At 70.1% G+C, this 25,913-nt stretch carries 25 protein-coding genes; 16 read left to right on the top strand and 9 right to left on the bottom strand.

Annotated features, from left to right (window positions below):
- Window positions 1-16: 16 nt before the first annotated feature.
- From EDD93_RS26135 to EDD93_RS26095, 9 genes are all read right to left on the bottom strand, one after another.
- A complete protein-coding gene (locus EDD93_RS26135; protein ID WP_123527475.1) occupies window positions 17-1,414 on the bottom strand; it encodes an 8-oxoguanine deaminase in 1,398 nt (465 codons plus the stop codon).
- A 41-nt stretch (window positions 1,415-1,455) separates the two neighbouring features.
- Complete coding sequence (locus EDD93_RS26130; RefSeq protein ID WP_123527474.1) at window positions 1,456-2,853, bottom strand: nucleobase:cation symporter-2 family protein; 1,398 nt, start codon at window positions 2,851-2,853, stop codon at window positions 1,456-1,458.
- Between the two features lie 67 nt (window positions 2,854-2,920).
- Window positions 2,921-3,844: a factor-independent urate hydroxylase gene (pucL, locus tag EDD93_RS26125; protein ID WP_123527473.1), complete on the bottom strand. Its 924-nt coding sequence runs from the start codon at window positions 3,842-3,844 to the stop codon at window positions 2,921-2,923.
- Between the two features lie 7 nt (window positions 3,845-3,851).
- Window positions 3,852-4,244: a hydroxyisourate hydrolase gene (uraH, locus tag EDD93_RS26120; RefSeq protein WP_123527472.1), complete on the bottom strand. Its 393-nt coding sequence runs from the start codon at window positions 4,242-4,244 to the stop codon at window positions 3,852-3,854.
- 28 nt (window positions 4,245-4,272) lie between these two features.
- Window positions 4,273-4,782 carry a 2-oxo-4-hydroxy-4-carboxy-5-ureidoimidazoline decarboxylase gene (gene uraD, locus EDD93_RS26115; RefSeq protein WP_123527471.1) on the bottom strand — a complete coding sequence of 170 codons (510 nt, stop codon included), beginning with the start codon at window positions 4,780-4,782 and terminating at the stop codon, window positions 4,273-4,275.
- Between the two features lie 177 nt (window positions 4,783-4,959).
- Window positions 4,960-5,337, bottom strand: coding sequence for a helix-turn-helix domain-containing protein (locus tag EDD93_RS26110; RefSeq protein ID WP_123463609.1), 378 nt, complete (start codon window positions 5,335-5,337; stop codon window positions 4,960-4,962).
- The gene (locus tag EDD93_RS26105; protein WP_123527470.1) at window positions 5,334-5,585 is read right to left on the bottom strand and encodes a hypothetical protein; all 252 of its coding nucleotides are present in this window, start codon (window positions 5,583-5,585) and stop codon (window positions 5,334-5,336) included. Before EDD93_RS26105 ends, EDD93_RS26110 begins: the two co-directional genes overlap by 4 nt.
- Before the next feature lie 85 nt (window positions 5,586-5,670).
- Window positions 5,671-6,840, bottom strand: coding sequence for a lactonase family protein (locus EDD93_RS26100; protein WP_123527469.1), 1,170 nt, complete (start codon window positions 6,838-6,840; stop codon window positions 5,671-5,673).
- 134 nt (window positions 6,841-6,974) lie between these two features.
- A complete protein-coding gene (locus EDD93_RS26095; RefSeq protein WP_123527468.1) occupies window positions 6,975-7,814 on the bottom strand; it encodes a GntR family transcriptional regulator in 840 nt (279 codons plus the stop codon).
- 257 nt (window positions 7,815-8,071) lie between these two features.
- Here EDD93_RS26095 and EDD93_RS26090 point away from each other — a divergent pair, with 257 nt between their 5' ends.
- The 16 genes from EDD93_RS26090 (at window position 8,072) to EDD93_RS26020 (ending at window position 25,747) form a co-directional block, all read left to right on the top strand.
- Window positions 8,072-9,340 (top strand): extracellular solute-binding protein, encoded by a 1,269-nt coding sequence (locus tag EDD93_RS26090; RefSeq protein WP_123527467.1) that lies wholly within the window; start codon window positions 8,072-8,074, stop codon window positions 9,338-9,340.
- 41 nt (window positions 9,341-9,381) lie between these two features.
- Entirely contained in the window at window positions 9,382-10,365 is a 984-nt protein-coding gene (locus EDD93_RS26085) for a carbohydrate ABC transporter permease (protein ID WP_123527466.1), read from the top strand.
- Window positions 10,362-11,201, top strand: a complete 840-nt coding sequence (locus EDD93_RS26080) for a carbohydrate ABC transporter permease (protein ID WP_123527465.1) — start codon at window positions 10,362-10,364, stop codon at window positions 11,199-11,201. The genes EDD93_RS26085 and EDD93_RS26080 overlap by 4 nt, the downstream gene beginning before the upstream one ends.
- Before the next feature lie 30 nt (window positions 11,202-11,231).
- Window positions 11,232-12,824, top strand: coding sequence for a beta-N-acetylhexosaminidase (locus tag EDD93_RS26075; RefSeq protein ID WP_123527464.1), 1,593 nt, complete (start codon window positions 11,232-11,234; stop codon window positions 12,822-12,824).
- Window positions 12,825-12,864: 40 nt separating this feature from the next.
- On the top strand, window positions 12,865-14,325 hold the full coding sequence (locus EDD93_RS26070; RefSeq protein ID WP_123527463.1) for a cellulose binding domain-containing protein: 1,461 nt from the start codon (window positions 12,865-12,867) through the stop codon (window positions 14,323-14,325).
- A 168-nt stretch (window positions 14,326-14,493) separates the two neighbouring features.
- Window positions 14,494-15,333: a TIM barrel protein gene (locus tag EDD93_RS26065; protein ID WP_123527462.1), complete on the top strand. Its 840-nt coding sequence runs from the start codon at window positions 14,494-14,496 to the stop codon at window positions 15,331-15,333.
- Between the two features lie 61 nt (window positions 15,334-15,394).
- Window positions 15,395-16,294, top strand: coding sequence for a 2-hydroxy-3-oxopropionate reductase (locus tag EDD93_RS26060; protein WP_123527461.1), 900 nt, complete (start codon window positions 15,395-15,397; stop codon window positions 16,292-16,294).
- A gap of 286 nt (window positions 16,295-16,580) precedes the next feature.
- Window positions 16,581-18,038: a catalase gene (locus EDD93_RS26055; RefSeq protein WP_123527460.1), complete on the top strand. Its 1,458-nt coding sequence runs from the start codon at window positions 16,581-16,583 to the stop codon at window positions 18,036-18,038.
- 323 nt (window positions 18,039-18,361) lie between these two features.
- Window positions 18,362-18,595, top strand: coding sequence for a hypothetical protein (locus EDD93_RS39455; RefSeq protein ID WP_148083906.1), 234 nt, complete (start codon window positions 18,362-18,364; stop codon window positions 18,593-18,595).
- Window positions 18,596-18,876: 281 nt separating this feature from the next.
- Window positions 18,877-20,076, top strand: coding sequence for an ATP-binding protein (locus EDD93_RS26050; protein ID WP_260255870.1), 1,200 nt, complete (start codon window positions 18,877-18,879; stop codon window positions 20,074-20,076).
- Window positions 20,073-20,471, top strand: coding sequence for a roadblock/LC7 domain-containing protein (locus tag EDD93_RS26045; protein ID WP_018552722.1), 399 nt, complete (start codon window positions 20,073-20,075; stop codon window positions 20,469-20,471). The genes EDD93_RS26050 and EDD93_RS26045 overlap by 4 nt, the downstream gene beginning before the upstream one ends.
- Window positions 20,468-20,869, top strand: coding sequence for a DUF742 domain-containing protein (locus tag EDD93_RS26040; protein ID WP_123527459.1), 402 nt, complete (start codon window positions 20,468-20,470; stop codon window positions 20,867-20,869). Before EDD93_RS26045 ends, EDD93_RS26040 begins: the two co-directional genes overlap by 4 nt.
- Window positions 20,844-21,449, top strand: coding sequence for an ATP/GTP-binding protein (locus EDD93_RS26035; RefSeq protein WP_123527458.1), 606 nt, complete (start codon window positions 20,844-20,846; stop codon window positions 21,447-21,449). The genes EDD93_RS26040 and EDD93_RS26035 overlap by 26 nt, the downstream gene beginning before the upstream one ends.
- Window positions 21,446-22,792: a cytochrome P450 gene (locus EDD93_RS26030; RefSeq protein ID WP_123527457.1), complete on the top strand. Its 1,347-nt coding sequence runs from the start codon at window positions 21,446-21,448 to the stop codon at window positions 22,790-22,792. Before EDD93_RS26035 ends, EDD93_RS26030 begins: the two co-directional genes overlap by 4 nt.
- 352 nt (window positions 22,793-23,144) lie before the next feature.
- Window positions 23,145-24,401 (top strand): tryptophan dimethylallyltransferase family protein, encoded by a 1,257-nt coding sequence (locus EDD93_RS26025; protein WP_123527456.1) that lies wholly within the window; start codon window positions 23,145-23,147, stop codon window positions 24,399-24,401.
- The gene (locus EDD93_RS26020) at window positions 24,374-25,747 is read left to right on the top strand and encodes a tryptophanase (RefSeq protein ID WP_123527455.1); all 1,374 of its coding nucleotides are present in this window, start codon (window positions 24,374-24,376) and stop codon (window positions 25,745-25,747) included. The genes EDD93_RS26025 and EDD93_RS26020 overlap by 28 nt, the downstream gene beginning before the upstream one ends.
- Window positions 25,748-25,913: the final 166 nt, after the last annotated feature.

The raw sequence follows: 25,913 nt of genomic DNA, 5'->3' as shown, positions 1-25,913 counted from the left end.
CGGGGGCGCCGGGACCTCAGGCCCCGGCGGCGATCTGCGCGAGGCGGCGGGCCTCGTCGCGGGTGGCGCGGGCGATGGCGTCCTCGTCCACGGTGGTCAGGCGGGTGTCCTCGACGACCGGCCTGCCGTTGACGAGCGAGAGGGTGACGGGCGCCGCGGCGCCGAACACCAGGGCCGTGACCGGGTCCGCGATGGAGGCGTGGGCGATGGTGTCCAGCTTCCACAGGACCAGGTCCGCGAGCTTGCCGGGCTCCAGGGAGCCGATCTGGTCGGCGCGGCCGAGGACCTGGGCGCCGCCGTACGTGCCCAGGCGCAGGGCCTGACGGGCGTTCAGGGCGCGTTCGCGGTGCGGGCCGAGGCGGTTGATGAGGAGGGCGTTGCGCAGTTCGGTGTGGAGCTCGCCGGACTCGTTGGACGCGGTGCCGTCGACGCCGAGGCCGACCGGGACGCCTGCGGCGAGCATGTCCGGGACCCGGGCGATGCCGGCGGCGAGCCGGGCGTTGGAGGACGGGCAGTGGGCGACGCCGGTGCCGGTGCGGGCGAACGCGGCGATGTCGGAGTCGTTCATGTGGACGCAGTGCGCCATCCACACGTCCTCACCGAGCCAGCCGGTCGACTCGAAGTAGTCGGTCGGGCCCATGCCGAACAGCTCGTGGCAGAACTTCTCCTCCTCCACGGTCTCCGAACCATGGGTGTGCAGCCGCACTCCGCGACGGCGGGCCAACTCGGCTCCCTGCCGCATCAGTTCGGTGGACACCGAGAAGGGGGAGCAGGGCGCGACGGCGATCTGGGTCATCGCGTCGAAGGAGGCGTCGTGGTGCGCGTCGATGGTCGCCTCGGTGGCGGCGAGCGCCCCGTCGAGGGTCTCCACGGCGAAGTCCGGCGGCAGCCCGCCGTCCTTCTCGCTGCGGTCCATGGAGCCGCGGGCGAGGGTGAACCGTACGCCCATCTCACGGGCGGCGCCGATGATCGCGCCGGACAGGTCGCCGGAGCCGCGCGGGAACACGTAGTGGTGGTCCATCGCGGTGGTGACACCGCCTCGGGCCAGCATGGCGAGCGAGCCCTGCGCGGCGGCGCGGGCCATCGGCTCGTCGATGCGTGCCCAGGTCGGGTACAGGGCGACCAGCCACTCGAAGAGGTTGTGGTCGGTGGCCAGGCCCCGGGTGATCCACTGGTAGAAGTGGTGGTGCGTGTTGATCAGGCCGGGTGTGACGAGGTGGCCGGTGCCGTCGATCCGGCGTACGACGTTGTCCAGGCCCTCCGGTGCCCGGCCGGCGCCGACCGACTCGATGCGGTTGCCGGCGACGACGACATGGCCCGAGGCGTACTCGGTGTCGTCGGCGTCGACGGTCGCGATCGAACAGTTCTCGATGACGATGCGTTCCACGCGCTCGGTCGCTGCCTGTGCTGCCATGGTGCTTCCTTCTCTCATAGCGATGTGGGCACGGCAGGACCCTAGGAGGATTTGAGTGCCACGGCCGTGCGGCCGTGGGTGCCGAGATGGTGGAAGAAGAGATTGAGCAGGACCGCGGCCAGCGCTCCGGCGCTGATGCCGGAGCCCAGGACGGTCTGCGCCCAGGACGGGAATCCCGCGTAGAAGCCGGGCGCGGCGAGCGGGATGATGCCCGCGCCGAGCGCCACGGCGACCAGGATGATGTTGGAGCTGTCGTCGAGCCCGGCCTCGGAGAGCGTACGGATGCCGCTCACCGCGATCGAGCCGAACAGGACGATGCCGGCGCCGCCGAGCACGGGCATCGGGACGAGCGAGACGACCGCGCCGAGTACCGGGAAGACGCCGAGGATCAGCAGGGCGCCGCCGGCGGCCGCGACGACGTAGCGGCTCCGTACCTTCGTGAGGGAGACGACGCCGACGTTCTGTGCGAAGGCGCTCGTCGGGAAGCCGCCGAAGACCGGCCCGACGAGGGTGGCGATGCCGTCGGTGCGCAGGCCTCGCGTGATGGTCCGGCCGTCGGTGGGCCGGTCGCAGATCTCGCCGAGGGCCAGCATGCCGGCGGACGACTCGGTCATCAGGACGAGCATCACGATGCAGAGGGAGAGGATCGCGGCGGGCTGGAACTCCGGTGCGCCGAAGGCGAAGGGGGTGGGCAGTGCGGCGAGCGGAGCGGAGCTCAGGGCGGAGAAGTCCGCGAGGCCGAAGGGGATGGCGGCCAAGGTACCTATCAACAGCCCCATCAGCAAGGCGACTTGCTTGAGGAATCCACGGCCGAACCTCTGGATGACCAGGATGACGGCCAGCGTGAAGGCGGCCAGCGCGAGGTACTTCATCGCGCCGAAGTCGGTCGCTGTCTTGTCGCCGCCCTGCGCCCAGGAGACCGGGACCGGCATCAGGGTGACGCCGATGAGGGTGATGACGACGCCGGTGACGAGCGGCGGGAAGAATCTGAGCAGCCTGCCGAAGAACGGGCCGACGAGCAGGCAGAACACGCCTGCGACGAGCACCGCCCCGTAGATCGCGGGGAGTTGGTGGCCGGGCGCGCTGGTCTCGGCGATGGCGAGCATCGGGGCGATCCCGGCGGACGAGGCGGCGTTGACGAACGGCAGCCGGTTGCCGGCGAAGCCGCCGATGCCGAGGGTCTGCAGGATGGTGGCGCAGCCGGCGATGAGCAGGCTCGCCGCGATCAGCCGGGTCAGTCCGGCCGTGTCGAGGCCGACGGCCTGTCCGATGATGAGCGGAGGGGTGACGACGCCCGCGTACATGGCGGCGATGTGCTGGAGCGCGGCGGGCAGGAGCCGCGACGGGGCGAGCTTCTCGTCCACCGGATGGATCGAGCCGTCCGGTGGGGTGGGACATGGACCTATCGCTGCATCAGGCCCACGTGCAGGCTGTGCCATGGGAGTTCCCTCCGGGCCGGCCGGCCCCCGTCCGCTGTGGACGGACGGGGACCGGCGCGGCGCCGCGTCAGAGGTTGGTCAGATCGACCGGGATCTGCGGCTCGATGCCGTCACGCAGCACGGTGCCCTCGATGAGCCCGTAGGGACGGTCGGCGGCGAAGTAGACCTCGTTGTCGTTCTTGAGGCCGAACGGCTCAAGGTCCACAAGGAAGTTGTGGTTGTTCGGGAGCGAGAACCGGATCTCGTCGATCTCGCTGCGGCTGTTGATGATCCGCGAACCCATCTGGTACAGGGTCTGCTGGAGCGAGAGGGAGTACGTCTCGGCGAAGGCGTGGAGCATGTGCTTGCGCGCCTGCTCATAGGACTTCTCCCAGTTCGGCATCCGCTGCTCGTCGCTGGTCCAGTTGTAGCGCCAGCGGGCCGAGACGTCGGTGCACAGGATGCGGTCGTACGCCTCCTTGAGCGTCGTGTACTTGTCCTTGACGTAGCCCCAGAACTCGGAGTTGGTCGAGTTCATCACCGTGAGGTCCTTGAGACCCGAGATGACCTGCCACGACTCGCCGTCGTAGGTGATCTGAGCGGTGCGGATCTCCTGGTTCTTGCGGACGAAGGAGTGCTTGACCTCGTCGGCACCGATGAACTGGGAGTTGCCGCCGGAGGTCGCGATGCGGTCCCAGGCGTACTCCTCGATCCGGATCCGGGCGATCTTGATCGGCTCCTGGCTCGTCACGAAGTGACGTGCGAGGTGGATGCCGAACTGCTCGGCGGAGTCGATGCCGTGCTCCTTGGCGAACGCGAACACCGTGTTCTTGGTGGTGTCCGTGGGAAGGACGTTCGCGTTCGAGCCGGAGTAGTGCACGTCCTCCATGTCACCCGACAGGGCGACCGAGACGTTCAGGTCCTTGATGTGGTGGGTGTCGCCGTCCCGCGTGATCTTGACGACGCGGTTCTCTGCTTTGCCGTACTGGTTCTGGCCGAGAATCGTGGGCATGTGTCTGCTAGCTCCCTCGGTATACGGAGTAGCCGAACGGGTTGAGCAGCAGCGGTACGTGATAGTGCTCGCCCGGAGTGACGGCGAAAGTGATCGCCACCTCCGGGAAGAACGCACCGCTGTCCCTTACGCGGGGGGCGTCCTGCTGCGCCTCGGCTTGCTTCTTGCTGGCGAAGTACGACTCGGTCTGGAAGTCGAGCCGTACGTGGGTGGTGCCCTCCGGCAGGGCCGGCAGGTCCTTGCAGCGCCCGTCCGCATCGGTCGCGGAACCGCCGAGCGCCACCCACCGCGCGTCACTGCCCGAGCGGGCCGCGAGCGAGATGGCGACGTCCGCGGCGGGGCGGCCGATGCTGGTGTCCAGGATGTGGGTGGACACCGATGCGGTGGCGAAGGTGCTCAAGACCTTCACTCTCCTTCGGTTGCGAGTCTTACGCGTCTTCCGTGACGAGACGGGTCAGCCTGATGCGGTTGATCTTGCCCAGTTCGGTGCGGACGTGTCCGCGCTCCTGCTCGGGCGAGTTCCGGGACCGGGTCCTCAGCGCGTCGCGCATCTGCTCACCGGTGGCCCCGGTGGCGCAGATCAGGAAGACGTGTCCGAACCGCTCCTGGTAGGCCAGGTTGAGTTCGAGCATTTCGGCCTTGAGCTCCTCGGTGGCGCCGGCCATTCCCCGCTGTTCGCGGGAGGAGGTCGGGTCCCCGGGCTTCGGGCGGCCGATCGGCGGGTGGCCGGCCATGGCTTCGGCCAGGTCCTGCGCGTCGAGGGCCGCCGTGGCGGTGTCGCTCGCGAGGAACAGGGCTTCCGTCGTGGCGTAGGGGCGCCCGGAGAGGATCGCTCCTCCCCAGGCCGCACTGGCACACACCTCGTGCAGTGCGGCGGCCGCCTCGCGGTCCGCCAGGGTGTTGAACCGGGACAGGCCCGGTGTGGAGCTCGAAGTCACGGGAGCCTCCGTGGCTGTTTTTCGCTGTGCGTTGGTCGGGCTGCGGATAGCTAACGCCCTCCACAACACCACGTCAACACTTTGTTGAAATTACGTTCATGTAAAAGGCCGTCGCCCGATGATCCGGACGACGGCCTTCCGTGGCGCTGCGCGGACCGTGACCGCCCGCGGTCCCAACTACTCGCTCTTCGGCCCGATATCCCTGTTCAGGTAGTTGTAGACGGTGAACCGGCTGACGCCAAGGGCCCCCGCCACCGTCTCCACGCCGTGCCGTACGGAGAAGGCACCGCGTGCCTCCAGGGTCCGGACGACCGCCTGCTTGGTCCTGCGGTCCAGCTCGGCCAGCGGCATGCCGTGCCGGCGCTCCATGGCGGCCAGAATGTGATCCAGCGAGTCCGAGAGCTGGGGCAGCCGGACCGCTATGACGTCCAGCCCCTCCCACGCCAGCACGACGTCGTCGGGGAGCGCCTGCTCCGGCCCGAGCAGCTCGGCGCCCATGGCGTCGACGAGCGGCTTGACCGCGGCGACGAGGGGGTGGTCCGCGGGCTCGGTCACTTGGAGCCCTCCCCGATCACGTTGACCTGGAGGGAGACCCGGGTGGCACCCGATGCCAGGGCCTTGCGCAGGAGGGAGTCCACCGCGGTGAGGACCTCGTCGGCGCCGCCCTCGGCCGTGTTGCCGAAGGGGCCGACGTCCACGGCGTCCAGATCGGCCGACTGGACGACCTCGCGGGCGACGACCGCGTGGGCCGGCGCCTCGTCGAGATCGAAGGGCTCGGTGGTGAACTCCACTCTCAAGCGCACGGTGCCTCCATGGTGCGTGTCGCCGCGGCGGGGAACCCCCGCAGCTCGGGCACGACCCTAACGGACGGGCGCCGCCGCGCAGGCCTCAGAGAGGCAGCACGCAGACCGCCGCCGGGGCGGCGAAGGGCGTCCCCACGGACTCCAGGGCGCCGCTCTCCGCGTCGACCCGGAACACCGTGACCGTGCCGGACTTCTGGTTCGCGGCCAGGAGCAGCGTCCCGTCGGGCGAGAAGGCGATGTGCCGGGGGAAGTCACCGCCCACCGGCACGGTGTCCAGCAGCCGCAGCGTGGCCCCGCCGTCCTCGACGGCGTACCTGGTGAGGCTGTTGTGCCCCCGGTTGGCCAGGTAGGCGAAGCGGCCGTCCCCGGTGACCAGCAGCTGGGCGGGGTAGCTGGTGCCGCCGCCCGTTCCGGTGGACTGCGGGTCGCCCGGGGTCAGCACGCCGGTGGTCGGGTCGTAGCCGCAGACCACGACCGTGTTGTCGAGCTCGCAGGCCAGGTAGGCGTAGCGGCCGCCGGGGTGGAAGGTGAGGGAGCGCGGTCCGGCGCCGGGGCGCAGCGCGGCGTGGGAGAGCTGCTCCAGGGTGCCTCGGTCCTCGTCGAGCCGGTAGGTGTACACCGTGTCGTTGCCCAGGTCGACGGCGAGGACGTGGCCCCCGTCCGGCGCGGTGATGATCTGGTGGGCGTGCGGCCCGTCCTGGCCGGGGCCGGGCGCGGGGGTGGAGTGGGCGACCAGGTCGGTGCGCTCCCCCGGTGTGCCGTCGGCGGCGAGGGGGTGCACGGCGACGCTGCCGGAGGTGTAGTTGGCGCTGAGCAGCCACTTTCCGCCGGGGTGGACGGAGAGGTGGCAGGGTCCGGCGCCGCCGGTGTCCCGGGTCGCCAGCACCCGGAAGGTGCCGTCGGCGGCGAGCGCCACCGCGGTGACGCCGCCCTGCTGCTGCTCGTCGACGGCGTAGAGCGTGGCGCCGGTGGGGTGCAGCGCGAGGAACGAGGGGTTCTCGACGCCGGTGACGACAGTGCGGCCGGTGATGGTGCCGGCCGCCGGGTCGTACGAGGCGACACCGATGCCGGTGCCTCCCGGCGTCGTCGAGGTGTAGGTGCCGAGGAACAGCGTCGCGGCCTTGCGCGCCGCCTCCGGCGCGGTGCGCGCCGCCGGCCCCGGATGTCCGGAGCGGGGCAGTGAGGGGGCGGCGGCGAGGGCGCCGCCCGCCAGGAGTGCTCCAAGAAGGGTGCGGCGGCTTGTGGGGGTGGTCATGCGAGGCACCTCGTGGGGTCGGCTGCGTCGGATGTGTCAGTCACAGTGGCCTTCCCCGAGGAGCGGCGCAAGACTCGCACCGGTCATTGCGCAGGACGCAACGCGGGGGCGGGCGGAGCGGCGGGCGCACTGCGTCAGCCGCCGGACTGGATGTCGCCCCGGGTGGAGGAGGTGATCGGGTCCCGGTGGGCGAAGTCGCCCGGCGGGATCCCCGGGTGGTGTCCGCCCTCGACGGGCCGTACGGCCGCGGCGGGCCCGAGGGCCAGCCGGGAGACGATCCGGTAGCGGTCGCCCCGGTAGAGCGAGTGCACGTACTCCACGGGGCGGCCTGCGGTGTCCGAGGTCAGCCGCTCGAAGAGCAGGGCCGGGGAGAGCTCGGGCACGTCGAGCAGCCCGGCCTCGGCGCGGGTCACGACGGTCGGCTCGATCGCCTGGACCGCTTCGTGAACGTGTACGTCGTGGCGCTCGCGCAGGTGCTCGTACAGGTCGCCGTCCTCCAGCTCCTGGGCGGACAGGCCCGGGACCAGTTCGGCCCTGATGTGCAGGTGCTCGATCGCCATCGGGGCGCCGTCGACCAGCCTCAGCCGGGCGACGTAGACGATGTCGGCGGCCGGTGACATGCGCAGCTTGCGGCCGACCCGGGCTCCGGCCTGGAGGGTGGTGAACTCCAGCAGCCTGCTCGACCAGGCCCCGGCGGCCGGCGGGACGGACAGGGCCAGGTCGGCCGAGATCAGTTCCTGGGTGATCTTCGCGGGTGCGACGAACATCCCCCGGCCGTGCTCGCGCACCAGCAGCCCGGCGGCCACCAGTTCGTCGACCGCGGCGCGCAGGGTGGGCCGGGAGACTCCGAGCGTGGCGCACAGGGACCGCTCCGAGGGGATGGCGTCACCCGGCCTGCGCGACTCGATCAGCTCCAATACGGCGTCGCGGGCCCGTTCCCGTTTGAGCACCGTCCCCGGTGCGTCGGCGTCCATGTGATGCCCCCTCCTGACACATCTCTTATTGACCAGTTGACCAACCAGTCGAGGCAACTGAGCCACTGGTCAGGTGGATTGTAGCCGCTGTTGCGGAAAACTTCGCGAGGCGATTTTCGCGTAGATCGCCAAAACCCTTTGCCACCAAGAGACTTGACGGCCCCATTGGTCTATGCCACCTTCATCCACCATCAAGAGGTGAGCTGTCCAGTGGACTTCACTGGTCAGGTGGTCAGGTTGTTCTCCAGAGGTGAACCGTGAAGTACCGCTTGCTTGCCGGTGGGTCCGCGCTCGTGATGGCCGCCGCCCTCAGTGCCTGCAGCTCGTCCTCCGACTCGACCGGGTCATCCGGTGACGGGCGGACGGACATCGACGTGTGGCTGATGCGCGACAGCGTCTCCGCACAGTTCCAGAAGGAGTTCGTCAAGGGCTTCCAGGCCCAGCACCCCGACATCAGGGTGCGGGTGCAGATCCAGGAGTGGGACGGCATCGGCGAGAAGATCACCGCCGCGCTGGCCAGCAACGACGCGCCGGACGTCATCGAGAGCGGCAACACCCAGGTCGCGCAGTTCGCCCAGAGCGGCGGGCTCCTCGACCTCAGCGACAAGGTCGACGAGCTGAACGGCAAGGACTGGCTCAAGGGGCTGGCCGAGCCGGGCGCGTACGAGGGCAAGCAGTACGGCATCCCGTACTACGCGGCCAACCGCGTCGTCATCTACCGCACCGACCTCTTCGAGAAGGCCGGGGTCGACGCCTCCGCGATCAAGACGCGCGAGCAGTGGCTCGCCGCCACCGCGAAGCTCAACAGGGGCGGCACACAGGGCATCTACCTCCCCGGGCAGATGTGGTACGCGCTGGCCGGGTTCATCTGGGACGAGGGCGGCGACCTCGCCACCGAGTCCGGCGGGAAGTGGAAGGGCGCCCTGGACACCCCGGAGGCGCTGCGCGGGATGAAGTTCTACGGGCAGCTCCAGGCGCTGGGCAAGGGCCCGAGGGACTCCGACGAGGACGACCCGCCGCAGGCCGACGTCATGGCGAAGGGGCAGGTGGCCCAGGTGATCTCCACCCCGGGCGGCGCCGGCATCGTCGCCGGGAAGAACGCGGAGCTCAAGGGGAAGCTCGGCTTCTTCCCGGTGCCGGGGCCGGGCGCGGACACCCCGGGCGCCGTCTTCACCGGCGGCTCCGACCTGGTGATCCCCACGGCCTCCGGCCACCAGGAGGCGGCGCTCACCCTCGTCAAGGAGCTCACCTCAGACGTCTGGCAGAAGAAGCTGGCCGTGGCCATGAGCTATGTGCCGAACCGGACGACCCTCGCCTCCGCGGTGGCGGACGACCCGGGCGCGGCGGCGATGGCGGCCGGCGCGGCGAACGGCCACGCGACGCCCAACACTCCCGGCTGGGCGGCCGTCGAGGCGGAGAACCCGATCAAGGACTACATGGCCGCCGTCCTGACGGGCGGCGATCCGGCGAAGGAGGCCGCCAAGGCCTCCGGCGACATCACCCGGGCCATGAACACCGCGTCCTGACCCGCTCAGCCACCCGTCAGACCACCGAGAGGAGGCGTGCCGTGCCGGTCATCCGGGAACGGACCGCACCCCCCAGACCCCGGCTCCGGCCGGCGCCGCCCGCTCCGGCACCCGCCCGCCGGCGACGGGCCGGGGAGCCGCGCGGCCCCTGGCCGTACCTGCTGATCGCACCCGCTGTCGGCGGCATGCTCTACCTGCTGCTCTACCCGCTGCTGCGGGCCGTGCTCATCTCGCTCCAGGACTTCAGGCTGCGCCAGCTGATCGTGGGCGACGCGGAGTTCGTCGGCCTGCGCAACTACCGCACGCTGCTGTCCGACCCCCGGTTCTGGGAGGTGGTCCGGCGCACCTTCGTGTTCATGGCGATCAACGTCGTCCTGATCATGGCCATCGCGACCCTGGTCGCCCTGATGACCGAACGGCTCGGCCGGTTCGGCCGGGGAATGGTGCTCAGCTCACTGGTGCTGGCCTGGGCCATGCCCGTGATCGCGGCCACCACGGTCTTCCAGTGGCTGTTCCACTCCGAGTTCGGCATCGTCAACGGGCTGCTGACCGAGGCGGGCTTCTCCTCGTTCGACCGCTATCCGTGGTTCGCGCACGGCACCGCCGCGTTCTCGATCCTGGTCCTGCTGATCGTCTGGCAGTCGGTGCCGTTCGCGGCGGTCACCATCTACTCGGCCCTCACCACCGTGCCGGCGGAACTCTACGAATCGGCCCGGCTGGACGGGGCGAGCGCCTCCAGGATCTTCCGCTCGGTCACCTTCCCCATCCTGCGGCCGATCTTCCTGCTGGTCTTCTCGCTCGAAGTGATCTGGACGTTCAAGGCGTTCGTGCAGATCTGGGTGATGACGCGCGGCGGTCCCGGCGACGCCACGACGATCCTGCCCGTCTACGCGGTGCAGACCGCCCTCGCCGGGCAGCGCTGCGACCTGGGATCGGCCGCCTCGATGGTCACCGTGGTCCTGATGTCCGGGGTGCTCGTCCTGTACTTCCGCCAGATGCTCCGCCAGGAGGACGAGACCCGATGACCCTGCTGCGCCCGAGACCGCGGCGGATCCCGCTGAACGCCGCCGCCGCAATGACCGTCCTGGTCTGCCTGTTCCCCGTCTACTGGATGATCTCGACCGCGTTCAAACCGTCCCGCGACATCCAGTCCACCGATCCGGACCTCTTCCCGCACACCTGGACCCTCGACCACTTCCGCACGGCCGTGCAGGCCGACGGGTTCGGGGTGTTCTGGCGCAACAGCATCCTGGTGACGCTCAGCGCGATCCTGCTGGCCCTGCTGGTCGCCATCGCATCCGCCTACGCGGTGGCCCGGATGCGCTGGAAGGGGAGGCGCCAGTTCATGCTCATGGTCTTCGTCGCCCAGATGGCGCCCTGGGAATCACTGATCATCCCGATCTACATCATCTCCCGCGACACGGACATGCTGGACCGGCTGCCGACACTCACCCTCGTCTACTTCATGGTCACGCTGCCGTTCTCGATCGTGGTGCTGCGCGGCTTCATCGCCACCATCCCGCCGGAGCTGGAGGAGGCCGCGCAGGTCGACGGGTGCACCAGGACCGGCGCCTTCCGGCGGGTGGCGCTGCCACTGCTGGCACCGGGGCTGCTGGCCACCTCGCTGTTCGGCTTCATCACCGCGTGGAACGAGTTCGCCTACGCCAACTTCCTGATCATCAAGCACCAGGACAGCCGCACGCTGCCGGTCTGGCTGTCCTCGTTCCAGAACACCTTCGGCACCGACTGGGGCGCCACGATGGCCGCCTCGACCCTGTTCGCCCTGCCCGCGCTGGTGGTCTTCCTGCTGCTCCAGCGCCATGTCACCTCCGGCTTCGCGGCCGGCGCCGTCAAGGGCTGACCGGCCCAGACCCGAACCCGGAGGCACCCCGTGCCCGCATCACGCCCCGAACACACACTCGTCCCCCGGCCCAGCAAGGTATCGCCCCGCCCCGGCCGGTTCGTCCTCGACCGCGAGACCACCGTCCGGGCCTACCCCGGGGCTCAGAGCGCCGCCGGCCTGCTGCGCACGCTGCTCGCCCCCGCCACCGGGCTGCCGCTCGCCCCGTCGGCAGCCGGCCGGGTCGTGCTGGCACTCGACCCGCAGCTCGGCGGGCTCGGCGAGGAGGGCTACGGGCTCACCATCGGCCCGGACGCGCTGCTGCTGCGGGCGGCACGGCTGCCCGGCCTGCTCCGCGGCGTGCAGACGATCCGCCAACTGCTGCCCGCCGAGGCCCTGTCGGAGATCGCGCAGCGGCAGGAGCAGTGGCTGCTGCCCTGCGTCGAGATCAGCGACGTGCCCGCGCACCCGTGGCGCGGCACGATGCTGGATGTCGCCCGGCACTTCCAGCCAGTCTCCTACCTGCGCCGGTACGTGGACCTGATGGCGCTGCACAAGCTCAACACCCTGCACCTCCACCTCACCGACGACCAGGGCTGGCGCATGCCCGTCGCCGCGTACCCGAGGCTGACCGGCATCGGCGGCCACCGCACCCAGTCGGCGTCCGGGCCGCCGGGCAGCGCCCCCGGGACGTACGACGGAATTCCGCACTCGGGCGCGTACACCCGGCGGGAGCTGCGGGAGCTGGTGAGCTACGCGGCGGGCCTCGGGGTGCGGGTGGTGCCCGAGATCGAGATGCCCGGCCATGCGCGCGCGGCCCTCGCCGCCCACCCCGAGCTGGGCAACGACCCCTCACGGCGGCTGGGCGTGTGGACCCGCTGGGGAGTCTGCGACACGATCTTCGGCGTCCACGAGGAGGTCTTCGACTTCTGCCGGACGGTGCTCGAGGAGGTCATGGACGTCTTCCCGTCCCCGTACATCCACATCGGCGGCGAGGAGTGCCCGACCACCGAGTGGGAGAACAGCCCGGCCGCCCGGGAGCGGGCCGCCGCCGAGGGGCTGCCCGACGCCCGCGCCCTGCACGGCTGGTTCATGGGCCGGATCGGGTCCTTCCTGGCCGAGCAGGGCAGGCGGCCCGTCGGCTGGGCGGAGACCGGGGCCGAACTGCCCCTCGAATTCACGGTGATGACCTGGCGCGGCGCGGCCCACGCCCGCGCCGCCGCCCGCCGCGGCCACCACGTCGTCGCCGCGCACCACCGGACCACCTACCTCGACTACGCCCAGTCCCCGGGCCCCGGCGAACCGGCGACGCAGCCGGGGCCGCCGGTCGACCTGCGGGCGGTGCACGGGCACCGGCCGCTGACGGACGACTGGGACGCGGCCGAGACCGGCAGACTCCTGGGCACCCAGGCCCAGTTGTGGACCGAGTACGCCAGCACGCCGGACCGGATCGAGTACCAGACCTATCCGCGGCTGTGCGCCCTCGCCGACCGGGCCTGGTCCGGTGGCGGCGGCGACTGGCCCGGGTTCCTGTCCCGCCTCGGCGGGCACACGGCGCGGCTCGACGCACTCGGCGTCCGCTACCGCCCCCTCGCCCCCCGGCCGCTCGCGGCCCCCTCCCCAGGAACAGCGCCGACCCCGTAGGCACCACTCCCCCACGACCGTTCCGGAGAGGAACAGGTTCATGAAGTCACTCGCCAAGAGCCGAATCCGCGCGGTGGCCGCAGCCGCCGCCACCGTTGCCCTCGGCTGCACGGCGCTCGCCGCCGTCCCGTCGACGGCGAGCGCCGCCGACGGCTCGCTCGCCGTGCAGTACCGCACCGGCGCCGCCGGGGCAACGGCCGACCAGAGCGAGCCCTGGCTGAAGGTGCGCAACACCGGCAGCGGGGCCGTACAGCTCAGCGACGTCAAGATCCGCTACTACTTCAAGGGCGAGGCGGCCGCCGACGCCTACCGGTTCGCCTGCTCCTGGGCGGTGAAGGGCTGCGCGAACATCACCGGGACGTTCGGCACGCTCGCCTCGCCCACCGCCACCGCCGACCGCTATCTGGAGATCGGCTTCACCGCCGGCGCGGGATCGCTCGCACCGGGCGCCGACACGGGCGACATGCAGCTGCGCTTCTACCGGTCGAACTGGCAGCCGCTGGTGCAGAGCGACGACTACTCCTTCGGCGCGGGTGCGAGCGCGTACGGCGACTGGACGAAGGTGACGGCGCGGCTCGGCGGCGCCCAGGTGTGGGGCGAGGCCCCGCCGGGCAACGGCCCCACCGATCCGACCGACCCCACGGACCCGACCGACCCGACCGACCCGACCGACCCGACCGACCCGCCGGACGGCGCGCCCACGCTCTTCGACGACTTCGACTACAGCGGCCACACCGATCCGCAGATAGCCGCCCACGGCTGGAGTGTCCGCTCGAACTCCGGCGGTCCCGGCGTGCCGGGGGCGACCTGGGCCCCGCAGAACGTCACGTTCGCCACCCAGAGCGGCAACTCCGTGATGAACCTGGAGACGTCGACGGCGGGCAGCGGCGAGTCGACGAAGCAGACCGAGATCCTGACCCAGTCCATGAAGTTCCGCAACGGCACCTACGCGGCGCGGGTGAAGTTCAACGACGCGCCGGTCTCGGGCCCCGACGGCGACCACCTGGTCCAGACGTTCTTCACCATCAACGACCTCAAGGCGCCGATGGCCGACGACTACGCCGAGTACGACTTCGAGTACCTGCCCAACGGCGGCTGGGGCGAGAGCGGCAACATCCTCTACACGACCTCGTGGGAGACCTACCGGCCCGACCCCTGGGAGGCGGTCAACGCGCACACCGAGTCCCGGCAGAGCTACGCCGGCTGGCACGACCTGGTCGTGACCATCGACGACAGCGCGATCACGTACTACATCGACGGGCAGCTGTTCGGCACCCACGGGGCGGCCTATCTGCCGGAGCGCGGGATGTCGATCAACTTCAACCAGTGGCTGATCGACCTGGCCGGGCAGACGAGCACGACGCCCCGCTCGTACGACCAGCAGGTGGACTACGTCCTGCACGTGAAGGACCAGGTCCTCACCCCGGCACAGGTGAACGCCCGGGTGAGCGCCTACCGCGCGGCGGGGACCGCCTTCCAGGACACGGTCCCGGCCGGGTGACCCGGTAGCGGAGGCGAGGAGGCGGGGCGGACGGGCCGACGGGCCCTCCGCCCCGCCTTCCGTATGCCCCAATTTCGGGCACCCCCTTGACAGCCCGCCCACCCGCCGGGCAATCTTCCGTTAAGCAGAAACTAACTTCCGCAATACGGAAGGAGCGCCGAAACCCTCATGGGCTACCCGGACCAGCGCTTCGATGTAAACCTTTCGATCCTCTTCACGGAACTCCCGCTCCTGGAGCGCCCTGCGGCAGCGGCCGCGGCGGGCTTCACGGCGGTCGAGCTGTGGTGGCCCTGGATCGAGACCCCCACCCCTCCGCAGGCGGAGCTCGACGCCCTCAAGAAGGCGCTCGACGACGCGGGCACCCAACTGGTGGGGCTGAACTTCTACGCAGGACAGCTGCCCGGCCCCGACCGGGGCGCACTCTCCGTGCCCGGCACGGAGTCGGACCGCTTCCGCGCCAACATCGAGGTGGCGGCCGACTTCGCCGCCTCGGTCGGCTGCAAGGCGCTCAACGCGCTCTACGGCAACCGGATCGACGGCGTGGACCCCGGCATCCAGGACGAACTCGCCCTGGAGAACCTGGTTCTCGCCGCCCGCGCGGCGGACCGGGTCGGGGCGGTCCTGCTGATCGAGACCCTGAACGCGCCGGAGTCGCCGAGCTACCCGCTCGTCAGCGCGCCGGCCGGGATCGAGGTCGTCGACCGGATCAACGCGGCGACGGGCCTGGGCAACGCGAAGTTCCTGATGGACCTGTACCACCTGTCGATGAACGGCGAGGACCTCAGCCAGGTCATCACCGCCTACGCCGGCAAGACCGGGCACGTCCAGATCGCGGACAACCCGGGGCGCGGCGCGCCCGGCACCGGGTCGCTCCCCCTGGAGCAGCTCCTGGACGAGCTGACGAAGGCCGGTTACGACGGCTGGGTCGGCCTGGAGTACAAGCCGGGCGAGCGGCCGAGCGCCGAGTCGTTCGAGTGGCTCCCGGCCACCGCGCGGGCCGCCCGCTGAGCACGGCGGACACCCCGGGGCCCGTCGGCCCCAGTACACACGCTTATCGGAAGGCACCCTCATGAGCAACAACCTCCCCAAGGTTGCGTGGATCGGGCTCGGCATCATGGGTTCGCCCATGTCCGAGAACCTGATCAAGGCCGGTTACGACGTCACCGGTTACACGCTGGAGCAGGACAAGGTCGACCGGCTGGCCGCGGCCGGCGGCACCGGCGCCTCCTCGATCGCCGAAGCGGTCAAGGACGCCGACGTGATCATCACGATGGTGCCCGCCTCCCCGCAGGTCGAGGCCATCGCGTACGGCTCCGAGGGCATCCTGGAGAACGCGAAGCGCGGCGCGCTGCTGGTCGACATGTCCTCGATCACCCCGCAGACCTCCGTGGACCTCGCGAAGAACGCCCGGGACAAGGGCATCCGGGTCCTGGACGCCCCCGTCTCCGGCGGCGAGGCCGGCGCCATCGAGGCCGTGCTGTCGATCATGGTCGGCGGCGAGCAGGCCGACTTCGACGCCGCCAAGCCCCTGCTGGACGCGCTCGGCAAGACCATCGTGCTCTGCGGTCCGCACGGCTCCGGCCAGACGGTGAAGGCGGCCAACCAGCTGATCGTCGCGGTCAACATCCAGGCCTGCGCCGAGGCCGTCGTCTTCCTGGAGAAGTCCGGGGTCGACCTCGCCGCGGCGCTCGACGTCCTCAACGGCGGGCTGGCCGGCTCGACCGTGCTGACCCGCAAGAAGGCCAACTTCCTGAACCGCGACTTCGCTCCCGGCTTCCGGATCGACCTGCACCACAAGGACATGGGCATCGTCACGGACGCCGCCCGCAACGTCGGTGCCGCGCTGCCCGTCGGCGGAGTCGTCGCCCAGCTCGTCGCCTCGCTGCGCGCGCAGGGTGACGGCGGCCTGGACCACTCCGCGCTGCTGCGCTCGGTCGAGCGCCTCTCCGGCCAGCCCGTCCAGGACTGACCCACCACGGCCGGGCCCCGCGCGGGCCCGGCCGGCACCACCGCATGACCGCATGACCGCATGACCGCACCAGCCCGCCGGGTGTCCACGCCCCGGCCCACAGACTTCCGGGCGGCGTCGGCGCTGACACCTGTCCTGTCGCGCCCAGGCGCCGGCGCCGTCCGGAACACCCCTCCACCATGAATTTCAACAAACTGTTGACGTCAGGTTCGGTGCGTACTTACGCTCCTGGAGCCCCAGGACGTCGCAGTTCAGCAGCTCCCGTACGGAAGGTCGCCCCGACACCATGACGCAGCGTGTGCTTACGACCGAGTCAGGCGCCCCGGTCGCCGACAACCAGAACTCCGCCACCGCCGGCGTCGGTGGCCCGATCCTCCTCCAGGACGGTCACCTCCTGGAGAAGCTCGCCCGCTTCAACCGGGAGCGCATCCCGGAGCGCGTGGTGCACGCCCGGGGCTCCGGTGCGTACGGCTACTTCGAGGTCACCGACGACGTCACCGGCTTCACCCGCGCCGACTTCCTCTCCGAGGTGGGCCGCCGCACCGAGACCTTCATCCGGTTCTCGACGGTCGCCGACTCGCTCGGCGGCGCGGACGCGGTACGCGACCCGCGCGGCTTCGCCCTCAAGTTCTACACGGACGAGGGCAATTACGACCTGGTCGGCAACAACACCCCGGTGTTCTTCATCAAGGACCCCATCAAGTTCCCCGACTTCATCCACTCCCAGAAGCGCGACCCGTTCACGGGCCGTCAGGAGCCGGACAACGTATGGGACTTCTGGGGCAACTCCCCCGAGGCCACGCACCAGGTCACCTGGCTGATGGGCGACCGGGGCATCCCCGCCTCGTACCGCCACATGAACGGCTTCGGCTCGCACACCTACCAGTGGACGAACGCCGCGGGCGAGGCCTTCTTCGTCAAGTACCACTTCAAGACCAACCAGGGCGTGCGTTCGCTCTCCGCCGACCAGGCCGCCGAGCTCGTCGGCAAGGACGCCTCCTCGCACCAGACGGACCTGCTGCAGGCCATCGAGCGCGGCATGAACCCGTCCTGGACCCTGCACGTGCAGGTGATGCCGGCCGCCGACGCCGCGGACTACCGCTTCAACCCGTTCGACGTGACCAAGGTGTGGCGGCACAGCGACTACCCGCTCCAGCGGGTGGGCCGGCTCGTGCTGGACCGCAACCCGGACAACGTCTTCGCCGAGGTCGAGCAGGCCGCCTTCTCCCCGAACAACTTCGTCCCCGGCATCGGCCCCTCCCCGGACAAGATGCTCCAGGGCCGGCTGTTCGCCTACGCGGACGCGCACCGCTACCGCCTGGGCATCAACCACACCCAGCTGCCGGTGAACGCCCCGCGCACCGCCGTCGTCGACAACTACGGCCGCGACGGACTGCACGCCACCCGGTACGGCGCCCGCCACGACAAGAACTACGAGCCCAACTCGTACGCGGGCCCGGCCCAGACGGACTCGGCGCTCTCCGCCCCGCTGGCCGTCCAGGGCTGGACCGGCACCCACGAGGCGCCCGCCCACAACAAGGACGACGACTTCTTCCAGGCCGGCGAGCTGTACCGCCTGATGTCGGACGACGAGAAGGGGCGGCTGATCGCCAACATCGCGGGCGGCCTGTCCCAGGTCACCCGGGACGACGTGATCGAGAAGAACCTCGCCCACTTCCACGCCGCGGACGCCGAGTACGGCAAGCGCGTGGAGGAGGCCGTCCGCGCCCTGCGCGAGGACTAGGACGTGTTTTGAAAGTAGCGTCGCCCGCCCGCCGGGCAGACGGGACTTTCAGAACACGCCCTGGCCTCCCAAAGACCCTGCCCGCACCGCTGCGCCCACCCGGATGAGGGGTTGCGCGCAGTGCGGGCAGGACGAGGCCGCGGCGGTTGTGCGACGCCAGTGCGGTGGTGTGGGTGGAGGTCCCGTCTCCTGACCTGAAGGAGCCGGAAACCCCCACCCCCGTCACACGCCCGCCGCGGCCCCTGTCACTCCCTGAACCAGGGCGTGGAGTACGGATTACGGTCCCGTACTCCACGCCCTTTTCGCTGTGCCACGGGTGAATCGTGACAACCGGCGCAAGACGCGTACCGAGTTCGTGGGCGCGTACGCGGCACTCGCCCCCGGACGCCCTCCACGATTCGGTCCGCTGCGCCGCACTGTCCGCCGGGACCTGGATCGCGGACGGCAACGACGACAGGGAGATCGCCGAGGCACCGCCGGGCGGCGCCGACCTCGTCATCCGGCTCGTCCTGCGTTGCGCGTGTGCCTGCCCCGCCCGGTCAACCGCCCGCGGCTGAGCGGCGTGGTGCACGCTCCACGACTGCGGGCCTCCACCTCGCGGCCACACCTCCCTCACTGACATGAACATGCATTACTCGCCAACGGGTCTCCGAAGTGGCGTACTTGACAAAGTCTCATGATCGTCCGGTGATACGCTCGCGTGCACATGCCACGTGAGCTTTCACCTTGGCATGGCTACAGCCAGGGGGGCTCTCCGGGCGGTGACGTCTGCCCACAGCCGAGGGTCCGCTTGGACAGATTTCGACAGCTGGAATCCAGCCGCTCAATAGAGAGTCACATGACGAATTTTTGGCAGGATCCGACAGTCTGGGCGCTTGCCGTCGGCGTCGCTCTCGCCGCCACGGTAATCACTCGCCAGCGAAAAACGATCAAGGCGCTACATCGCCAGAAGCAGGGCCTTCAAGGTGAGCTGACCGCATCTCAGGGCAGGGCCGACGGCCTCGGTTCCACCGTCACCGAGCTGCGCGGCGGCTACGACGAGGTGGTCCGCCAGGCCAAGGAAGAGGCGGAGGAGGCCACAAACACCGTACTGAAGTCGGCTATGCGGACCCTTCAGGGCCTCGCCGCGGAGCAGCAGCGGGCCATCTCCGGGCTGCAGAAGAAGTACGGCGACTCTGCCGTGTTGCGGGACATGCTGGGCATCGACCACATGAACTCGCAATTCAACCGGCGCGCGCAGTCCATTGCTGTGCTGTGCGGCGGGTGGCTCGGCCGGCAGCGCGAGGCCGCATCGGTCTATGACGTGATCCGCGGAGCGCAGGGCCGTATCCGGCACTACCAGCGCATCGAAATAGCCTCGCGGGTCGATTTCGCGGTGACCAGCCGTGCCGTCGAACCGATCGCACTGACGGTGGCCGAGCTGCTCGACAACGCGACCAGCTACTCCGAGCCGTCCACCATGGTCGAGGTCGAGGTGCGGACGGTGCCCCGGGGCATCTGCATCGTGATCGACGACGCCGGTGTCGGCATGAGCGAGGAAGAGCGGACGAACGCCACCGCTCTGCTGTCCAGCGGGACGGCGGTGAGCGTTTCGGAGCTCGGCAACCCTCCCGCGTTCGGCTTCGCGGTGATCGGTGCCCTGTGTGCGCGGTTCGGGTTCACGGTCGCCATCGACAGCACCTCTCCCTACGGCGGCGTCCGCGCGGTGGTGATGGTGCCGAAGGAGTTGTTGACCGAGATGCCCGAGCCCAAGACGCCCGCTTCCACGCAAGAAGTCAATGCCGCTGCCGCGAGCCGCGGTTCGGCTCCCGCGTCGACAGAGGGCGGGCTGCCCCGGCGACGGAACAAGCGCGGCATGGCACTCGTGCCGGACGGAGGCCGCAGGTCTGACTCAGCGCCGCCGGCCCGGTCAGCAGAGGCACGGGTGGCAGCCATGGGCGCGTTTCAGCGTGGCACTCTCAGCGGCCGAGGTGCGGGGGTACCGGCCGCCGAAGGTGACACCACTGCCGATTCACACGAAGGATTCGATGCCCCGTGAGCGATGACCTGTCCTGGATGCTCGAGGACGCGCTGCAGATACCGCATGCTCTCCACGCGGTCCTGATCTCTGCCGACGGCCTCCAGATGTCCCGTACTGCGGAGATCGACAGGGGCGATGCCGACAAGGTGGCCGCCGCAGTCTCCGGCCTGCAGTCGCTCAGCCGGGCCGTCAGCTTCTTCTGCGGTGAGCACGGAGCGAACTGGCGCCAGACCCTCATCGAGTTCGACGGGGGCTGGGTGTTCCTGAATGCTGCGGGCGGCGGCAGCTACCTTGCCGTGGCGGCGTCGGCCGAGGTCGACATGCAGGACATCACGTACCGGATGCAGCAACTGGTCAGCCGGCTGGGCAAGGCGATGTCCACCGGCCTTCGCGGCGACACGGTCACCTCATGACAGAACCCGGCCGTCCCGAGTTCGTGTCCGAGCCCGAGTTCGAGTCCGAGGCCGGAGAACTGGTCCGGCCCTACGTCATCACCCGTGGCCGTGACCTGCCCGATGAGGGCGAGTTCGCCCTCATCACTCTCGTTACGACGGCCACCGACGAGCAGCAGCGCCCCCAGCGGCTCTCGCCCGAGGAGGAGCAGATCCTGGAGATGTGCTCCAGTGGCTACCTCTCGGTCGCTGAGGTCGCCGCGCACTCCCAGCTGCCGCTCGGGGTGGTGAAGGCGCTGCTCAGTTCCCTCGCCGAGGGGGGCTATCTCGTGACCCGGGCGCCGGTGCCCTCGGCCCGTCCCACCAACAAGGCCCTGCTCAAGGAGGTGCTCGATGGCCTCAAGGCTCTCTCTGTCTGAGGCTGCCTACGTGCCCAGCGGCGCACAGCAGACTGCAGTGAAAATCCTGGTCGTCGGGCATTTCGCCGTCGGCAAGACCACCCTGATCGGCTCACTCTCCGAGATCACGCCGTTGTCCACCGAGGAGCGGATGACGGCGCTCTCGGAGCGCGTCGACGACCTCAAAGGGGTTCAGGGGAAGACGACCACCACCGTCGCCCTGGACTTCGGCCGGCTGACGCTGAGCGAGCGCATCGTTCTGTATCTGTTCGGCTCCCCCGGACAGCAGCGCTTCGTGAGTCTGTGGGACGACACGGCCCGCGGCGCGCTGGGCGCCCTGGTCCTGGTGGACCCCGAGCGCCTGGCCGACTCCTTCGACGTCATGGATCTGGTCGAGAGCTACGGCCTCGATTTCGCCGTGGCCATCAATCACTTCGACGGCAGTACGGTCCACACCCCGGAGGAAGTCCGGGAGGCACTCGACCTGCTGCCCGACACCCCCGTCGTCACCATCGACGCACGCGACGAGAAGTCGTCCGTTGACGCCCTGATCACCTTGGTCCGCTATCTGCACGAGCGCGCCGACCTGGAGCACGCATGACAACCCCCTCAGTACCTCCGCCCGGCTGCCCCGCACACGGCAGCGGGCAGCGCATACCCCTGGACAGTGCGGAGTTCGCTGCCAATCCGCACGCGTACTACCGCTACATGCGCGAGCTCGGCCCCACCGCTGCGGTCACCATCGCCCCCGGCGTGGAGGCGACGCTGGTGACCGATTACAACGCGGCTCTGGAACTGCTGCAGGATTCGACGACCTTCCGCAAGGACTCACGCCGCTGGCGTGCACTGGCTGAGGGCTGCGTCCGCCCCGACAGCCCGGTCCTGCCGCTGCTGGCCTACCGGCCGAACGCGATGTTCACCGACGGCGCCGAGCATGTGCGGCTGCGGCAGGCCATCACCGACTCCTTCGCCCGCGTCAGCAACAAGCGGCTGAACCGGATCGTCAGCCAGGCAGCCCAGTTCCTGATCAACCAGTTCAGCGCCCGCGGCAGCGCCGACCTGCTCCGCGACTACGCCCAGCAGCTCCCGCTGTACGTGTTCAACGAGCTGTTCGGCTGCCCGGCAGAGATCGGTGACCGGGTGCTGTTCGGCATCTCCGGCATGTTCGACGGAGTCAACGCCGAGGCGGCCAGCCAGGTCCTGCTCGGAGCGGTCGGCGAGCTGGTGGCGCTCAAGCGCTCCCAGCCCGGGGAGGACGTCACGTCCTACCTGATGCAGCATCCGGCGCAGCTGAGCGACGAGGAACTGGCGCACACGCTGGTGTTGCTCCTCGGTGCGGGCGGCGAGCCGGAGGGCAACCTGATCGGCAACGCCTTCTACACGATGCTGACCAACGAGGAGTTCGCGCGCCTGGGTCAGTTCGACAAGGCTGTGGACGACACTCTGTGGCGCAATGCGCCGATGTCGAACTATGCGCCCCATTACCCGGTGGTCGACACGGACGTGGCCGGCGACAAGGTGCGCGCCGGTGACCTGGTGCTGGTGTCCTTCGGCGCCGCCAACACGGCGCTCGCGGACCGCGGTGCCGACACCCGCGGTCACCTCGCCTGGAGCGCGGGCCCGCACGCCTGCCCGTCGAAGGAGCCGGCCAGGCTGATCGCCCTGACCGGCCTGGAGACGCTGTTCAACGCCCTGCCCGACGTTGAACTCGCCATTCCCGCGGACAGCCTCGCCTGGCGGCCCGGCCCCTTCAACCGGGCCCTGGCCTCGCTGCCCGTCCGGTTCAGCGCGGCCACCCCGCGCGCCGCGGCCCCACCGGAGCCGACGGCCGCGCCCCGCTACCAGGCACCCCCCGGCGCGGCCGCACCCGCGCACGCGGCGCCGCAGCCCACCGGTAAAGCGGGGCGCTGGAGCGGCTTCATGAAGTGGCTGACGGGCCAGTAGCCCACACCCCCTGTGATGCATGTGACACAGGCAGTTGATGTAGCCTGCATGAAAGATCAACTTCCTGGGTAGAACGGCGCGGAGTTTCTGGAGTGACACAAGATGAAGGAGAGGCAGTGGACCTCGCAAACATCTCCGCGCCCCCGTCCGCCAGCGCCCGACCGGGCCCACAGCGCACCACCCCCACCAGAAGGAACCCGTGCGGGGGCGTCGAACCCGACCAGCCGCAGGACCGAATACCCGCTGCTCCCGGCAGCGGACCGGCCCTCGCCTCCTTGCTTGTCGGCAGAGCACGCCCCCGTACTCCCGCACCGTCCGCACGCGATACGCACCACGACGTGCGAGGTGCACGATGACCGCCCGCCCGGGGCCCGGCATACCGGCAACCAGCCCCGGTGAGACGACGCTCGGCGACCACGTACTCGGTCAACTCCGGCGCCTGGGCGCCACGGTGGGCCTGAGCGAGGCGGACACCGAGCTGTACGGGCGGGTCCTGACCGACTCCCTCGCGGGCTCCGCACACCGGCCGCTGTCCCTGCCGCCGGCCTCGCCCACCTTCCTCTCCGACGACCACACCCCCGTCGAGTTCTCCCTCGCCAGCGCTCCGGACGCCGCCCCGGCCCTGCGCATGCTCGTGGAGCCCGGGTGGGCCCACAGCGACATGGCCGAAAGCGGCCGCGCCGGGCTTGCGGTCATCCGCGCGATGGGCGCCCGCTGGGGCTTCGCCACCGACCGGCTCGACGCCATCGCCGACCTGTTCTTCCCCGCTGCGGCCCAGGGCCCGCTGGCCCTGTGGTACGCGCTCGATCTGCGCGCCGGAGGGGTCCCAGGGGTCAAGGTCTACCTGAACCCCTCCGCCTCCGGCCCGGAAAACGCGGCCCGCACCGTGCGCGAGGCACTGCGGCGGCTCGGCTACGGCCAGGCCTTCGAGCAACTGCCCCCGGCGGCCGGCTATCCGTTCCTCGCTCTGGACCTGGGCGCCTGGGCGTCCCCCCGCGTCAAGGTCTACGTGAGGCACCCGCGCATGTCGGCCGATGACGCCTGCGCGCTCAGCCGTACCTCCGGAGCCACAGCGGCCGACACCCGCTACTTCTTCCACGCGAGCGCGGGCTCCCTCACGCCGTCCGAGCGCGGCGGGAGGGACCCCCTGCGACTGGTGCGGCGGCCGGCGCTCACCTGCCACTCCTTCACCGAAGGCGACAACAACCCGAGCGGCTTCACACTCCACATTCCCATTCGTGACTACGTGCGCGACGACGAAGAGACCCTCGCCCGCGCCGCAGCCCTGCTGAACCGGGCCGGCATGGACCCCAGCGTCCTGAACCGCAGTCTGGGAGCGCTCACAGAGCGAAACCTCGCCGACGGCGTGGGGCTGATCGCCTACCTGGCCCTGGTGTACGAGCGCAACCGGCCGCCCCGGCTCACCACCTACCTGAGTTCCGAGGCCTACCGCGTCCGGCCGCCGCAGGAGCAGTACCCGCAGGAAACCTGGATGTCTGCGCAACGCACCCAGAGCCTCCTGGACCTCGGGCACCAGGCCGTCGGCCACGTCAGCCCGCACACCGCACAGAAGGAAGTCACATGGAGCCCTACCGCATCAAGGTCGTAGAACCTCTTGCTTTCACCACCCGGGAGGAGCGCAAGGCCGCGCTGGAGCGGGTCGCCTACAACCCCTTCGATCTTCGGGCCGACGAAGTCACCATCGACCTGTTGAGCGACTCCGGGACCGGGGCCATTTCCGCAGACCAGCTCGCGGCAGGAATGCAGGGCGACGAGTCCTACGCCGGCAGCCGCTCCTTCTACCGGTGGCACGAGGTCGTCTCCGAACTCACCGGCTACCCCCACATCCTGCCGGCCCACCAGGGCCGCGCGGCCGAGCGCATCCTCTTCTCCTCGCTGCTCCGGCCCGGCACGAGCGTGCTGTCCAACACGCACTTCGACACCACCCGCGCCAACGTCGAACTGACTGGCTGCACGGCGCACGACCTGCCCTGCGCCGAGGCGAAGGACCTCGACAGCGACTTTCCGTTCAAGGGCAACATCGACCTGGTCGCCCTCGAACAGGCCCTGGAGAACGCGGACCGGACGCCCGTCGCGGCCGTGCTGATGACCATCACCAACAACGGTGGCGGGGGCCAGCCGGTCAGCATGGAGAACCTGCACCGCACCGCCGAACTGTGCCGCCGTCACAACGTCCCGATGATCCTCGACGCGGCCCGGTTCGCGGAGAACGCCTGGCTGGTGACCCAGCGCGAGCCCGGCTACGCCGACCGCACCCCGCGCCAGGTCGCCGAGGAAGCCTTCCGCCTCGCCGACGGCTGCGTCATGAGTGCGAAGAAGGACGGGATCGTCCACATCGGCGGCTTCATCGGCCTCAAGGACGCCGAACTCGCCGAGCGGTGCGGGGGTCTGCTCATCGCCACCGAAGGGTTCACCACCTACGGCGGTCTGTCCGGACGTGACCTCGACATGATGGCCCGCGGCCTCCTCGAAGTGACCGAGCCGGCCTACCTCGCCGAGCGTGCCGACATAGCCGGCTATCTCGCCGCACGCATCCGCGAGGCCGGCGTCGACATCGTGGAACCCGCCGGTCTGCACGCCCTCTACCTCAACGCCGGGCGCCTCCTGCCCCACATCCCCCCGCACCAGTACCCCGGCACCGCACTCGTCTGCGAGCTCTATCTGCGCGGAGGCATCCGCTCGGCGGAGCTGGGGTCGCTGTACCTCGGCGAAGAGGACGAGCACGGCAACCCGGTCAAGACGGCGCCCTACGAACTTGTCCGGCTGGCTCTCCCCCGACGGGTCTACACCCGCAGCCACTACGACCACGTCGCCGCCACCCTGGCGGACATCGCGAAGAACCCTGAATCAGTGCGCGGCTACCGGGTTACGGGCCAGTCCCCGATCCTCCGGCACTTCAGCATCAAACTGGAGCCCGTGAAGTCCGGCGACTGATCAGCACTCTTCGTTCGTTGCGACGCGAGCCCCAGCCATCAGAATCCCGGAGCAGTGCGGATTCTTCGGCTGTACCGGTCCAGCGACAGTGCGGCGGCGACGGGAAGGCCCCACCCCGGTGGGCGAATTCCAGCCGCCGTCGCAACACGTGATCACTGACGTGTGG

The sequence above is a fragment of the Streptomyces sp. 840.1 genome (assembly GCF_003751445.1).
Classification (GTDB): Bacteria; Actinomycetota; Actinomycetes; order Streptomycetales; family Streptomycetaceae; genus Streptomyces.
This window is presented reverse-complemented; position numbering and strand designations above follow the sequence as displayed.